Raw genomic sequence first — 14,401 nt, 5'->3', positions numbered from 1 at the left:
TGTGTCAAAAATCTTTTTACCCCACTCTTGACAAAGAGCCCTTTTAAACATACCCTATTTTTATTTTAAGTTTATTCTATTATTTAGCTGTCAGCTGTTTTAAAACTTCATCTTTGTTACATGTAACTTTATCCAATAGTTTAGATAAAATATTGACATCAAAATTTTTGTTTTCAATCTGAATGTTATTAATTGTCACTGCTCCTTTTTGTACTTTCGCTCTTTCTTCAGAAGTAATCTTTTCAGGTTCACTTTCGTATGTTATATAGCTTTTTTCATCTATATTTTTAACTGTCTTTGGAATAAAAAGATTATCAATATGCTTTCTTAACTTTGCTTCCCAATTCAAACCTAAAGGTGTGTAAAGAAATGCTGATGTACAAATATTTTCACATCCGTCAACAATTCTAACGTTCTTCTTTAATGTAGCTACCCTTACAAGTGTTTTACCGTCTTTTGTATAAATGTTTCCATCTATTGACGTGTAATTCGGATCATTCTTTGAGACTTCAAAATCTTCAGCTTCCAAATGTTGAATTAATTCAATATTCAAATCTGTTGTAAATGTTATTTTTCCTGCATTGCAAACTGAAATCCAATGTGCTTTGTCTACAGTAATATTTCCCGGAATTTCCACATTGATTTTTGTTTTATCGCTATCAAATGCTGCCACTCCCATTGCTTTTACACTGTTTGGAATTTTAACATTCTTAATATTTGTTGTTTGAAAAGCAGAATTTCCTATAGTTTGAACATTATTACCAAGTTTTACCTTTTCAAGTTTTTTGCATTTATAAAATGCCTGTTTTTCAATAACTTTAACACTATTTGGAATTTCTATTTTCTTGATATTATTGCAATTCCAAAATGCAAAACCTTTTATTTCATTAACCTTTTTTCCTATGTTCACTTTTTTAAGTTTCTTACAGTAAGCAAAAGTTCCCGTTTCAATTTTCTTCACTTTATTCGGTATATTTACGCTAGTTACTTTCGTATGACTAAACGCATATTTTCCAATTTTCTTTACGTCTTTTCCAATTACAACTTTCTTCAATTTTTTACAATCTGAAAAAGCATACTTTGGAATTGATGTAATGCCATTTTTTATAACAACCTTTTTAATTTTTTTGTTTTCTTTAAAAGTCATTTTCTTTGGCATTTCACCTTTTCCTGAAACTGTAAGTGTACCTTTGTCTAATTTGTAAGTAACCTTTGTTTTTGTTGCAGCATTTACATCTTTAACCGGATTCACTGAAATAACAGTAAATGCTAACAGCAATCCAAAGCACAAACTTTTAAAAATGTTTTTCATAAGCAATACCTCCTTCGTATCCTATTTTTATTTTAAGTTGTTTTCTGTCCCTTTACTTTTGTGAAAAGAAAAGCTTTCTTTCCGACCTTTACCTTTTTATTAAGCTTTACTTTTTTCAATTTTTTATCTCCGCAAAAAGCTCTTCTTTCGATACTAGTTACAGATTTCATATTAACTTTCTTTAAATTTACGCAATTTTCAAATGTTGCAAACTGTATAGTTTTAACCTTTTTAGGTACATTAACAGTTTTTAAACTATAATTTTTTCTGAAGGCTTTCTTTCCAATATTCTTTAATGATTTTGGAAGATTATATTTTTCCATCATTGTATTCCAGCAAAACGCTTCATCTCCTATACTTATTAACTTCTTTGAAAACTTAACACTCTTCAACATGTCACAAGCTGCAAAAGCTCCTGTTTCAATTTTTCGTACAGTATTAGGCATAACAATCTTCTTAATGTTTGTTTCTCCTGCAAAAGCCCCTTCACCTATGACTTTGACACCATTTGGAATTTTAACAATTTCGCTGTTTCCTGTATATTCAACTAATTTTTTATTTTCAATAAAAAAATCTCCAAATTTTTTCATTTCAGACGACACAGTTATTTTATTATTTTTTAAGTTCTTACAATATTCTTTCAAATTCCCCTGAATTGCTTTTGATGTATTTATAGCTCTTAATTTTTTAAGTTTTCTTAAGTCAGTTGTTTTTATTTCTGCATAGCTTCCTGTTAATGACATCCTTGTAATTTTCCTGCATTCACTAAATAATCCCTTTGGTATATTTTTAACTCCCGCAAGTTCTAAAACTCTCAAATCACCAGCAGATATAAATGTTTTGTCTGTCACTTCTACTTCCTTGCAATTCCCCGTTATCTTTTTTACATAAAGTGAAAACGCATCATCACCTATCTTTTTTAAAGTGGATGGTAGTTTTAAAACCGTGATTGATGAATCTAGTAATGCACTATCATCAAGAATCTCAAGTCCTTCATTTAAAACTAATTCCTTTGTTCTTGTGGGGATTGCATAACTTTCTAACTCCTTCACCGTTGATGATAGAACAATCTTTCTTGCACAAAATTTATCAGTAAGCAAAATATAATTATCATCTTCAAATGCATATGTACTTTTATCATTGTAAATTTCATTATTTTTAAATGCATATGTAGCAATCTTTGTTACTCCTTCAGGTATGTAAACAGTATCATCATTACCTTTGTACTGCTTTAAGACACCATTCTCAATTACGAAATCACTATCTTTTGTTTCTGCATTAACTACAAGCGTACCTAATGATAATGTAAGTAAAGTAAGCAACACCAATCCTATTCTTTTAATATTTCCTTTCATTTTTTGCACCTCCATTCTTTAATAATTGTACGAATAATTTTCCAATTTTATTGCATGATTTTTAAAAATACTTGAATGCAAAACTAACTTCTGGTTTGCTTTTTCTGTTTTCTTTTTGCAGAACTAACTTCTGGCTTCGCCATTTTTTTCCTATTTAACTGTTGTTTTTTCTCATTCTCAACTCTATAATTAAGTTAAATCAATGGATTTTTGAGCATACTAATCAGGCTCCCGGAAATCATGGTGCAAGAGTAACTTCTGGATGCCTGTGGATTCGGTTATCCTTTTCGTATCCTCCTGCCTGTTTTTTACTTCAATAGATCAGGCTTCAGGTGGACCTCATCCGGCAGGATGATTTCCAGCCCAAGCTTTTCCATTGCATTTTTATCAAATGACTTCAAGGCCTTATTTATTGGTGTCTCACCATTAAATTTTGGTCTTGATGTGTTATTGATATGATTTATCATTAACTGAACCTTTTCCTGTGTAAGTTCATCAAATGATGTTTTCTTTGGCAATACATATCTTATGTATTCATGATTCTTTTCCAGTTCACCTTTTTGTTCTGAATGTCTTGCCTCACAATAGTATAATCTTGTTCTTTTTTCTCCGTTTATTCCTTTTTCGAACTTTTCAGGATCTGCAAACTCACTACCATTATCCGTTAGAATAACCGGAAACAATTCCTTAAATTCTTCTATTCCTATTGTTTCTTCGATGTAGTCAATCACTCTTACTGTGTTTGACATTTCCTTACTGTCTATTAGAAATGCCAACATCAGATTGTTCTCCGGCCACAGAAATGTCTGTAGTAGTTTTCCGCCTTTTATACCTTCCACTGTGTCCATCTGGACTATTCTTATTCCTGGATGATCTTCAATATATTTCAAAAAATCATTATGTCTATGACCTATTTTCTTCCTTGGACTGACCTTTGGTGTTTCCTCATGTTTTGTCCTTTTCTTATATCTTACAGTTCTGTGCATGTCTATGTTTCTTGCCGATAAATAACATTTATCAATATATTCATATACCGTTCTCATGCTACATGGAATTTCTTCTTTATGATTCTCATATGTATGTGCTATTGGCTGTCCTTTTTTTATTAACGGACTTATTAGTTCATCCAGTTCTATCAGTTCTGCCTTTGTCATGTCTATTCCTTCTCTTGAACTTTTTAATGTTTCAAGATACTCGTGATGTGCACAATTAGCATTATACAGATATTTGTCATATCTGCATGTGGCAGATTTATCACATGCATTGCAAACATATGGTGCCTTGTGTTCTATTGGACAAACATATGGTTTATATGCATCACATAGGGTCATACATTTGTAGCATTTCTTACATTGGATTCTACAATGATATCCTTTTTTCTTGTTACACAGGTTTCTTTTTTTACACGTGTCTTTATATTTACAGTCATTTACTCTGTTGTAATTTCCTGCTGTTTTTGTTCTCTCTTTAAAATACCTATGCTTTCTTATTTCTTTGGATATGGTGTCCGGTGAACAACCAATAACGTCGGCAATTGCTGCAAAGCTTAAATGATTTTTTAATCCTAATTGAATCTCCTGTCTGTTTTCCCAGGTTAAGTGTTGTCCTTTTTTTCTTTTCTCAGGCATTTTTCCTCCAATCTCAGGAGGATACATTCCTATTATATCATTGCAGGACTAACTTATGGGTTGATTGTAAAAAACAGAACTTCGAGATTCATTTAAGGTGATTTTTAAAAATCTTTTTACCCCCACTCTTGGCAAAGAGCCCTTTTAAACATACCCTATTTTTATTTTAAATTGTTTTCTGTCCCTTTACTTTTGTGAAAAGAAAAGCTTTCTTTCCGACCTTTACCTTTTTATTAAGCTTTACTTTTTTCAATTTTTTATCTCCGCAAAAAGCTCTTCTTTCGATACTAGTTACAGATTTCATATTAACTTTCTTTAAATTTACGCAATTTTCAAATGTTGCAAACTGTATAGTTTTAACCTTTTTAGGTACATTAACAGTTTTTAAGCTGTAGTTCCATCTAAATGCACATTTACCTATACTCTTTACTGTTTTTGGAAGATTATACTTTTTCATCCTTGTACAATTACTAAATGCATAGTCTCCAATCTTTGTAAGTTTCTTAGAAAATTTAATCTCAATAAGTCTTTCACATGAATCGAAAGCTTCTTTTCCAATTGTTCTTACAGTATTAGGCATTACGATTTTTCTAATTTTATTTTCACCACGAAAAACTATATCATCTATAACTTTAACTCCTTTTGGAATTTTAACAACTTCACTATTTCCTGTGTACTCAATGAGTTTTTTATTTTCGATAAGAAACTTTCCAAATTTCTTCATTTCAGATGACACGGTTATTTTATTATTTTTTAATTTCTTACAATACTCTTTCAAATTTCCCTGAATTGCTTTTGATGTATTTACAGCTCTTAAATTTTTAAGTTTTCTTAAGTCAGTTGCTTTTATTTCTGCATAGTTTCCTGTTAATGACATCATTGTTATTTTCCTGCATTCACTAAATAATCCCCTTGGTATATTTTTAACTCCCGCAAGTTCTAAAACTCTCAAATTCTTTGTATAACTAAAAGCTCTGTCTGCTAATTCTACTTCTTTACAATTTCCTGTTATCTTTTTTACAGTAAGTGAAAACGCATCATTACCTATCTTTTTTAATGTAGACGGTATCTCTAATGTAGTGGCTGATACATTGTATAAAGCTGCATCATCAAGAATTTCCAGTCCTTCGTTCAAAACCAACTCTTCTGTATTCCGAGGAATAGCAAAACTTTCTATTTCTTTTACAGTTGATGATAGAACTATTTTTCTTGCATAGAATTTATCTTTAAGCATAAAACTGTTATCTCTTTCAGTCATATCTCCACTGTACATACCCCATTTTTCATAGTCACTATATTCTCTTTTAAATGCATCTGAAGTAATTTTTGTTACTCCCTCCGGTATGTAAACAGTATCATCATTACCTTTGTACTGCTTTAAGACACCATTCTCAATTACAAAATCACTATCTTTTGTTTCTGCATTAACTACAAGCGTACCTAATGATAATGTAAGTAAAGTAAGTAACACCAATCCTATTCTTTTAATATTTCCTTTCATTTTTTGCACCTCCATTCTTTAATAATTGTACGAATAATTTTCCAATTTTATTGCATGATTTTAAAAATTATTCGTACAATTTAAAATCAAATGCTAATATTATGGTAAATAATTTCTTTTTCATTTCGCACCTCCTATTTTCACTGTTTTCGTCACCAATTTAGCTTTCTTATTAAATACAACGAACCAGAATGAAAAAAGTGACAATTTATTTTAAATTTTTTCAAAAAATTTTTTTAATAAAAAACTCCTCGGATTTTTTAACTTATCCGAAGAGTCATTTCTATGCTTTAATCTACACTTTTAACACTATTAGCAATTTTTATAACTTCATCTTTATTAACGTTAATGCAAATAATACTTATAACACTTTCATCCTGCCTCCACACTATAGATATTACTTTATCATTTTTCTTTTCATTCACTAACGCTTTATGTCCGTTAATATCTACATATGATTTTTGTGTATTTTCGGTATCTATTCCTATATCTCCTCCTTCAATTGATTTTTGTTTGAAAGATATCATATCTGCGTCTTTATAATAATCAGCACTCCATCCTGCTTCATCCTTATTCATATTTGTCATCTTAAACCCTTTCGGCAGATATGTGATTTCATATTCCTTGCTTAACTTTATTGTAAACCTGTCATCTGATACATTTTTAACATCTTCTACTTTTTCTCCCGGATATTTTCCAATGTCAGTATGGTCATTATATGTTTTCATAAAAAATTCCAAGGTTTTCTCTTTCATTGCCGGCACTGATACAACTGAGACGTTGAAAATTAACAAAAGTACTCCAAGAGCTGTTGCTGTTCTATATACTTTTAATTTAAAGCTCAATGATTTAATTTTCTTTTTGTGCAGCTGCTTTTTGCTGATTTTTTCAAATTCTTTTATTTGCTGTTTTGTTGGAGCATACTCATCTGATTTGTTTAATTCTTCTGTCTCTTTTAATATCTTTCGTCCTTCTTCTTCCTGATACTCTGACAACATTGTTTTAAGTACGCTATCCATCATTTCATCATTTATTTGTCTTTTCTTCATGCCTTATACCTCCCCATTAAATATTTTTAGAAGTTTTTCTCTCGCTCTTCTAATATAAGAATTAACATTGCTTTCCTTAATCCCTGTTATTTTGGAAATTTCTTTTGAGGACATTTCCATTGTGTAGCGATAAGTTAGAAGCTCCTTGTCTCTTTCTGACATTTTCAAAAGAGCATTGCTTAAATCAATATACATTTCACTTTTTTCAAATTCATTAATATGTCCTTTTTCTGACATATTAGTATTGCTAACCTGTTCTTCTGTGACGTATTCATCTAAATACTTTGATTTAATTTTGTTCTTCCTTAAATAGTCTATACAAACGCTTCTAATAGTTATAACGAAATAATAAGACCTTGCGTGACAATTTAATTTATTTATTTTTTCAAAATTCTGAATTATTTTTATAAAAGCCTCATTTACCATATCATTTGCAGTGTGATAATCACCTATTATATAGTAGGCTTTTTTCCTCATTATTCGGTTATACTTCTTATACCAATCTGAAAGTATACTTTTCTTATCTTCATTCTCTATGTCTTCGATTATTGCAAGCATAATCTCCCTCCATTTTTCATATGTGTCTTTTATATCTTTTGTTATCTTTGTACATTCTAGCAAAATTCCATACCATATTCAATCCTAACGTTTATCTACCAAATACAATATAAAATATTATTTCAATCCAATTTCAAATATGTGTAAAGATTTTTAATTAATAGGATTTTTTAGTTAGTCAAAAAAAGAGCTGCTACCTTAAGTAACAACTCTTTTTATTCTTTAATTCAATTATCTGATTAGTTTTATCCAATTAAATCATCATATAACTGCTGATATTTCTTTGCTGATGTTTTCCATGAGAAGTCAACTGACATTGCTCTTTCAACCATCTTATTCCAATCACGTTTCTTGTCATAATATACGTGTTCAGCGTATCTTACTGTACCCATCATTTCGTGAGCATTGTAATTGCAGAATGAGAAACCTGTTCCTGTGTTCTCATATTCGTTATATGGTTCTACTGTATCCTTTAATCCACCTGTCTCTCTTACTATAGGTAATGTACCATATCTTAAACTCATAAGCTGGCTTAAGCCACATGGTTCAAATAATGATGGCATTAAGAATGCATCACAGGCTGCGTATACTTTGTGTGAACGTTCTTCTGAATAGTAAATGTTAGCTGATACGCTCTTGCCATATTTCCAGTCAAAGTGTCTGAACATATTTTCATAACGTTCTTCACCTGTTCCTAATATAACAAACTGAACTGCATCCTGACACATTTCATCCATTACACATGAGATAAGGTCAAATCCCTTCTGGTCTGTAAGTCGGCTTACAATACCAATCATCATCTTCTTTGGATTAACTTCCAATCCTAATTCTTTCTGAAGTGCTGTTTTGTTTTTAACCTTTTCTTTTCTGAAATTAGCCTTTGAGAAATTCTTGTCAATGTACTTGTCTGTAGCCGGATTGTATTCATCGTAATCAATACCGTTAACAATACCTCTCAGGCAATTAGATCTTGCTCTAAGTAATCCGTCTAATCCTTCTCCAAAGAATGGTGTCTTAATCTCTTCTGCGTATGTATCACTAACTGTAGTTACCATATCAGCGTAAACTATACCACCCTTTAAGTAGTTACCATTGTCATAATCTTTAAGCTTATCAGATGTAAAATAGTAATCTGACAATCCTGCAATATCCTTGATAGTGTCAATGTCCCATACTCCCTGGAATTTAAGATTGTGAATAGTCATTATAGTCTTAATTCCCTGATAGAACTCTCCGCTTGCGAAACTGTCTTTTAAGTATACAGGAATTAAACCTGTATGCCAGTCATGGCAATGTATTACGTCCGGTCTGAAATCTATAACTGGCAAAGCTGAAAGGACTGCTCTTGAAAAGAATGCAAACTTCTCTAAGTCATATCTTGCATCACTGTATGGCTTTTCTCCGCCGAAGTAATATTCATTATCAATAAAATAAATCTTTACTCCTTCGTATTCAAGTTCCATAATTCCAACATACTGTTTTCTCCAACATAAGTCCATATAAAAATGGTCAATGTATGTCATCTGGTCTTTCCATTTCTGGTCAATGCACATATATTTAGGAATAATAACACGTACATCATATTCTTCTTTGTCAAAACTCTTAGGCAATGAACCAACTACGTCTGCCAACCCCCCTGTCTTAATAAAAGGTACGCATTCTGACGCTGCAAATAATATTTTTTTCATATATTTTTCCTCCAAGTCGTCTCTTTTTTGGATTTTGTTTCTTACGTATATAATACTAGAAAATCAGCTTAAATTAAAGTGCTAATTATCTGCATTTGTATTCTAATCTGATTTTATCTGCAATTAATGCAATAAATTCTGAATTTGTAGGCTTTCCTTTCTCTGCATTTATTGTATAACCGAACAATTCGTCTATTGTGTCCATTTTTCCTCTGTTCCATGCCACCTCAATTGCATGTCTTATTGCACGCTCTACCCTGCTTGATGTTGTCTGGAATGTTTTTGCAATTGTAGGATACAAAATCTTTGTAATGGAATTAAGCATTTCAGGATCATTGACCGACATAATAATTGCTTCTCTTAAATACTGGTAACCTTTAATATGAGCCGGCACACCTACGTCGTGGATTATGTTTGTTACATCACTTTCAATGTTTCTGTCCATAAATTTCTTCTTGTCCTCGTAGGCTGCAACAAACTTCTTGTTATCAGGCAAACGTTTGTTATAACTTTTTGCTGTTTTTACCCTTTCAACTATCATTTCTGTTTCAAAAGGTTTAAGCATATAATAACCTGCCCCATAACCGAAAGCATCCTGAATTACTGTTTCATTGCTTATTGCTGATGTAATTATAAAAAAAGGAAGCTTTATAATTGAACCGTCCTTATGTATCTTGTTCATTAATGATAATCCGTCCATCTTTGGCATTATCAAATCCAAGACCACAACATCAGGATTGGTTTTCTTTATTATATCAAAAGCCTCCTCGCCATTTTTTGCTTTTCCGACTATGTTAATTTCCTCGTCCCTCTCTAATTCATTACAAATAGTCTCTACTATCTTCTCATTATCATCTACCACTGCCACACTAATTTTATTCATACTATCCTCCTGTCAATTTCTTTTATTATTTTAATCTGCATAACTATATAACTTTCAACAACAGTACTGTTATATTTTGTTGACAGAGAAGATTATAGTTTGAATTTTCCCGTTATTCAACTTAAAGAAATCGCATAAAATACCATTATTCGACAATGTGGTTTACATATATTTTTTTATGTAACAATAATAGATAGTTTTATCTGTTTTTTTCAAAAATTCAGGTCGATAAAACACTTTTTGCGTCGGCAAAAAATTAATTTATGTAAACAATCATTTTTTCTTTTTCTGACAATTCTATTTCATATCCGTCACGGATTTCATAATAAACTTTTGGTCTTAATTTTGTTCCGTTAACTTTTGTTCCATTGGTTGAATCGTAATCTGCGATTCTGTATTTACCATCCTTATATGAAATAATTACGTGAATCTTTGAAATATAAGTCTCAGGTATTGTAATATCCGCATTTTCACGTCCGATTACAAAAGGACTTTTGTTTATTACAAACTTCTGATTATTGTATATGATTAAGGCTTCTCCCTGATTTACAACAGGTTTTTCTGCTCTTTTAGACTGAATTGTGTTGCCAAAATTTCTTGTTGCATCAGAATTAGGATTTGTCATTCTCTTCTTGCGAAGTTCCAAATTAGCCTCTGTAAAAGGATTAATTACTAATCCGTTAAGTTCTTCACAATCGTTCATATAAGTGTATGCTGCTGAAGCAGACATTCTTATAAGTGAAAAATTATCCATATATTCTACAGGTATCTGTTCAAATGTTGTAAAAACAGGCATTAATCTTGTTCTTTTGCCATCTTTTACAACATCAGGTTTAAGAGATGCATTTTCAATAAATTCACCCATAATCTGACAGTCACTGTAATCAACTTTTGCAGCAACAATTACTTCACATTGCTGGAAAAGTTCTATAATATCTCTTTTTTTAATCTTTTTCTCAGGTTTCTTATTGTATTTCTTTATTAATTCTTCTATTTCATGTGCTAAATCTGCATTACTTCTTGCCATAAATTCCTCCTGTAACTTCTCTTACTTAAATATCATAGAAGTTTTTTTCATATTCTCTACATTAAATATTAGTATACTACATTTTTCTACTTATTTCTTGATTTTTTTGCGAATTCTTTTTTCACTATTATAAGGCACTATTATAATCTATTTACAAGTTCCTTTTATTCTATTCATTTACTTATATGGACATTCTATTTTTATCTGATTTTTTATTATTCCTTTTTCCTCCTATTTTTCCGCCAGTTACATTTTTAAAGCAGAATTAATCTGCCTTTTTTTGTAATTTCAGATTTAAAAATCATCTATTACAAAAAATAGCTTTGCCAAACGCAAAGCTATAATCAATTTATATTTTTATATACTTTTCAACATATTTTCAGCTAATATACCATATCCTCTTGTTGGATCATTTATCATAACATGAGTTACCGCTCCTATTACTTTTCCATTTTGAATTATTGGACTGCCACTCATTCCCTGAACAATTCCTCCTGTTTTATTTAGCAGTCTCTTATCTGTTATTTTTATTACCATATTCTTTTCTTTTGCATTGGCATATATATTCTCTATTTCTATTTTATAAATATTTACTTTTCCATCTGCTATAAACTGTATAGATGCCTCACCTTTTTTTATTTCAGATTGTAGCCCTATTTCTTTTTCAGATATGTTATATCCTGATATAATTTTCTTATCCATATTTCCATACAAACCGCATACACAGTTTTTTGTAATATCGCCAATAATGTTTTTATTATTGTATTCTATTGAGCCACATAAACCTCCTGGTTTTCCAGACTCTCCTTTTCTAATTCCCCATATATTTGCCTTAAATATTGTTCCATTATTAGAGGACAGCAATTCTCCTGTATCAATATCACTTATCCCATGTCCTAAAGCACAATATTTATTATCCTTTGTTATAAATGTAACAGTTCCTATTCCCTGAGAATCATCTCTAACCCAAATTCCTAACATATAATTTCCATTTTTATCAGACACAGGCTTAATAGATATCTTTTTTGTAATATTATTATTTTTTACTGTTAATGTTACTATTTTTTCTTTGTTTTCATTTATAAGATATGACAATTGAGACTTATTACTTACTGTTTTTCCATTAAATTCCGTAATATAGTCCCCTTTTTTCACAAGACCTTTTGCAGGACATAATTTTTCGCCATTTTTTGATATAACCTGACCTTCGTCTATAATCATTACTCCTTGAGTTTTCAGATACAGGCCCACCGGCAAACCTACAGGGTAAACTTTTCTTTTATCTACTACTTTTACTTTTGTATTTTTGATTGGAACTATGCCAAACATTTTGTATTTCCCGCTATATTCACCTTTTTCTCCTGAGTATATAGTATTTTTTCCATTCAGCCTTATACTTGTTTTATTTTCAACATTTAGTGAAACAGGCATGGAAAAATTATATTTGGTACTGGTATTTGTATTTATAAATATTGTATTAGGCAATCTATCCTTAACATACATAACTGTAGATACTACAATTATTACAATTGCTGTCAAAATGGATGTAATTAAAAAGTTCCTATATTTTTGTTTGTTCATTTCCATACCCCTTTCGATTATTTTTGTGAAAAAATAGAAGGAAGACTTTTGTCCTCCTTCTTAATATGTGTAATATTCTTTAATTAAAACAAGTTACTTTTTGTTCTATCTGCCATATCTTTCATTTCAGTTGCATGAATAAGTCCGGCCTCTGTTATTCCACTGCCTCCATTTATTCTTACAAGTTCTTCTATTGACTGTTGTCTTGTAAGTTTCTTAATTGATGTTGTTGTAGAATTTTCATCTGCTGTCTTTTTAATTAAATAATGACTATCCGCCATTGCAGCAATCTGTGACAAATGTGAAATACATATAACCTGATGATTTCTGCTGATTTTAGCCATTTTTTCTGCCACTTTCATAGCCGTCTGACCACTTATTCCAGTATCAATTTCATCAAAAATCAATGTGTCAATATCGTCTTCTGTTGCAAGAATTGACTTAATAGCAAGCATAATTCTTGATAACTCACCACCTGATGCAACCTTTGCCAATGGTTTAACAGATTCTCCCGGATTAGTTGAAATCATAAATTCAACATTATCAAATCCGTTTTCTCCAATGCTTTCTTTTCTTGTAATCTGAATTTCAAATTCAACAGCAATAAAATTAAGATCAACCAAAGCCTGTTTTACAAGAACTTCCAGCTCCTTTGCAGCTTTTTTTCTTTGTTCAGATAACTTTGTGCAGAGATTATTTAATGTTCCTTCCAATTCTGAAATCTGATTTTTAACGCTTTCCATTTCATCTGTCATATTGTTAAGTTTTTCCAGATATTCTTCTTTTTCTTCTTTATATCTAAGAATCTCTTCTATACTATTACCATATTTTAATTTTAAATGATTAATAACATCAAGTCTTTCTTCAACTTCCCTAACATATTCAGGATTAAAATCCATTCCACTGTTATAATCATAAATCTGAGACGTAAGCTCTCTGCAAAGATTATCAATATCATATAGTTCTGTCTGGAACTGGCTTATTTTTTCATCCATTCCCTTAATACTATTAATATCCATTACAGCCTTATTAATTATATCCCCAAGACCGCCTGCTGTTTCATAACTTAAGGCGTTGTAAATTTCTGACAACGCTGAAACTATTTCCTTGCTATTAGATAACTTCTTAAATTCTTCTTCTACCTGAACATCTTCTTCCGGTTTAAGATTAGCTGATTCAATTTCATTAACTTCATATTCAGCAAACTCAATCTCTCTTGCTTTTTGACCTTCATCAATATTAAATTCTTCTAATTTTTTTATTAATTTTGTATATTTACTATACTCTTCCTTAATCTGTTCTTTTAATTCTAATATGGAATCCTTTGCAAATTTATCCAAAATATCTAAATGATTTTTTGTATATAATAATGACTGATGATCGTGCTGACCATGTATGTCAATTAATAAAGACATTACATTTTTTAATGTTTTGATATTTACAGTTTCCCCATTTATTTTAGAAATACTTCTTCCTTCTGAAATCTTTCTTGTGACTGTAACAATATTGTCCTCTTCCATATAAATATCATATTTTTTCAATTGTTTTGCGCAATTTTCGCTAACTGAAAAAGTTAATTCAACCAAAGAATAATCTGTGCCTTTTCTAATCATATCTTTAGAAGCCTTATTGCCTAAAGCAATGTTTACAGAGCCAAGTATAAGTGACTTTCCTGCACCGGTTTCACCTGTTAAAACGATTAAACCTTTTTCAAAGTCCACATCTACCTCTTCTATTAAAGCCAAATTCTTTACGTGTAAATTTAAAAGCATGTTTTCCTCCTTTCTATATTTTAGATAATTGTATATTTCCAATCACC

General features: G+C 30.6%; 11 protein-coding genes. All 11 read right to left on the bottom strand.

Translation table 11 applies throughout. The features are described 5' to 3' along the window. Positions 1 to 79 precede the first annotated feature (79 nt). The 11 genes from NQ558_RS08050 to recN all read right to left on the bottom strand — a co-directional run bounded on the left by NQ558_RS08050 (position 80) and on the right by recN (position 14,354). Positions 80 to 1,312 carry a leucine-rich repeat domain-containing protein gene (locus tag NQ558_RS08050; RefSeq protein WP_005362859.1) on the bottom strand — a complete coding sequence of 411 codons (1,233 nt, stop codon included), beginning with the start codon at positions 1,310 to 1,312 and terminating at the stop codon, positions 80 to 82. 32 nt (positions 1,313 to 1,344) lie between these two features. Beyond that, positions 1,345 to 2,667: a leucine-rich repeat domain-containing protein gene (locus NQ558_RS08045; protein WP_040447070.1), complete on the bottom strand. Its 1,323-nt coding sequence runs from the start codon at positions 2,665 to 2,667 to the stop codon at positions 1,345 to 1,347. A 308-nt stretch (positions 2,668 to 2,975) separates the two neighbouring features. Then, a complete protein-coding gene (locus NQ558_RS08040) occupies positions 2,976 to 4,295 on the bottom strand; it encodes an IS30 family transposase (protein ID WP_040447072.1) in 1,320 nt (439 codons plus the stop codon). 166 nt (positions 4,296 to 4,461) lie between these two features. Then, a complete protein-coding gene (locus NQ558_RS08035) occupies positions 4,462 to 5,796 on the bottom strand; it encodes a leucine-rich repeat domain-containing protein (RefSeq protein WP_040447074.1) in 1,335 nt (444 codons plus the stop codon). Positions 5,797 to 6,086: 290 nt separating this feature from the next. Then, positions 6,087 to 6,845 (bottom strand): DUF4367 domain-containing protein, encoded by a 759-nt coding sequence (locus tag NQ558_RS08030; protein ID WP_005362868.1) that lies wholly within the window; start codon positions 6,843 to 6,845, stop codon positions 6,087 to 6,089. Between the two features lie 3 nt (positions 6,846 to 6,848). Beyond that, the gene (locus tag NQ558_RS08025) at positions 6,849 to 7,403 is read right to left on the bottom strand and encodes an RNA polymerase sigma factor (protein WP_005362870.1); all 555 of its coding nucleotides are present in this window, start codon (positions 7,401 to 7,403) and stop codon (positions 6,849 to 6,851) included. A 245-nt stretch (positions 7,404 to 7,648) separates the two neighbouring features. Beyond that, positions 7,649 to 9,091 carry a glycogen synthase GlgA gene (gene glgA, locus NQ558_RS08020; RefSeq protein ID WP_005362872.1) on the bottom strand — a complete coding sequence of 481 codons (1,443 nt, stop codon included), beginning with the start codon at positions 9,089 to 9,091 and terminating at the stop codon, positions 7,649 to 7,651. Between the two features lie 85 nt (positions 9,092 to 9,176). Further along, complete coding sequence (gene spo0A, locus NQ558_RS08015) at positions 9,177 to 9,974, bottom strand: sporulation transcription factor Spo0A (protein ID WP_005362874.1); 798 nt, start codon at positions 9,972 to 9,974, stop codon at positions 9,177 to 9,179. A gap of 256 nt (positions 9,975 to 10,230) precedes the next feature. Continuing rightward, positions 10,231 to 11,001, bottom strand: a complete 771-nt coding sequence (locus tag NQ558_RS08010; RefSeq protein WP_005362876.1) for an FHA domain-containing protein — start codon at positions 10,999 to 11,001, stop codon at positions 10,231 to 10,233. Between the two features lie 357 nt (positions 11,002 to 11,358). Beyond that, on the bottom strand, positions 11,359 to 12,582 hold the full coding sequence (gene spoIVB / locus NQ558_RS08005) for a SpoIVB peptidase (RefSeq protein ID WP_040447077.1): 1,224 nt from the start codon (positions 12,580 to 12,582) through the stop codon (positions 11,359 to 11,361). An 83-nt stretch (positions 12,583 to 12,665) separates the two neighbouring features. Next, the gene (gene recN, locus NQ558_RS08000) at positions 12,666 to 14,354 is read right to left on the bottom strand and encodes a DNA repair protein RecN (RefSeq protein WP_005362880.1); all 1,689 of its coding nucleotides are present in this window, start codon (positions 14,352 to 14,354) and stop codon (positions 12,666 to 12,668) included. Positions 14,355 to 14,401: the final 47 nt, after the last annotated feature.

Origin of the sequence: Eubacterium ventriosum (genome assembly GCF_025150745.1) — a bacterium.
Taxonomy (GTDB): Bacteria; Bacillota; Clostridia; order Lachnospirales; family Lachnospiraceae; genus Eubacterium_G; species Eubacterium_G ventriosum.
This window is presented reverse-complemented; position numbering and strand designations above follow the sequence as displayed.

Excerpts from the sequence above, each read along its gene's own strand:
- recN (WP_005362880.1), bottom strand. The coding sequence starts at position 14,354 with ATGCTTTTAAATTTACACGTAAAGAATTTGGCTTTAATAGAAGAGGTA.
- NQ558_RS08035 (WP_040447074.1), bottom strand. The coding sequence starts at position 5,796 with ATGAAAGGAAATATTAAAAGAATAGGATTGGTGTTACTTACTTTACTT.
- NQ558_RS08025 (WP_005362870.1), bottom strand. The coding sequence starts at position 7,403 with ATGCTTGCAATAATCGAAGACATAGAGAATGAAGATAAGAAAAGTATA.
- NQ558_RS08050 (WP_005362859.1), bottom strand. The coding sequence starts at position 1,312 with ATGAAAAACATTTTTAAAAGTTTGTGCTTTGGATTGCTGTTAGCATTT.
- NQ558_RS08045 (WP_040447070.1), bottom strand. The coding sequence starts at position 2,667 with ATGAAAGGAAATATTAAAAGAATAGGATTGGTGTTGCTTACTTTACTT.
- spoIVB (WP_040447077.1), bottom strand. The coding sequence starts at position 12,582 with ATGAACAAACAAAAATATAGGAACTTTTTAATTACATCCATTTTGACA.
- NQ558_RS08010 (WP_005362876.1), bottom strand. The coding sequence starts at position 11,001 with ATGGCAAGAAGTAATGCAGATTTAGCACATGAAATAGAAGAATTAATA.
- spo0A (WP_005362874.1), bottom strand. The coding sequence starts at position 9,974 with ATGAATAAAATTAGTGTGGCAGTGGTAGATGATAATGAGAAGATAGTA.
- NQ558_RS08040 (WP_040447072.1), bottom strand. The coding sequence starts at position 4,295 with ATGCCTGAGAAAAGAAAAAAAGGACAACACTTAACCTGGGAAAACAGA.
- glgA (WP_005362872.1), bottom strand. The coding sequence starts at position 9,091 with ATGAAAAAAATATTATTTGCAGCGTCAGAATGCGTACCTTTTATTAAG.
- NQ558_RS08030 (WP_005362868.1), bottom strand. The coding sequence starts at position 6,845 with ATGAAGAAAAGACAAATAAATGATGAAATGATGGATAGCGTACTTAAA.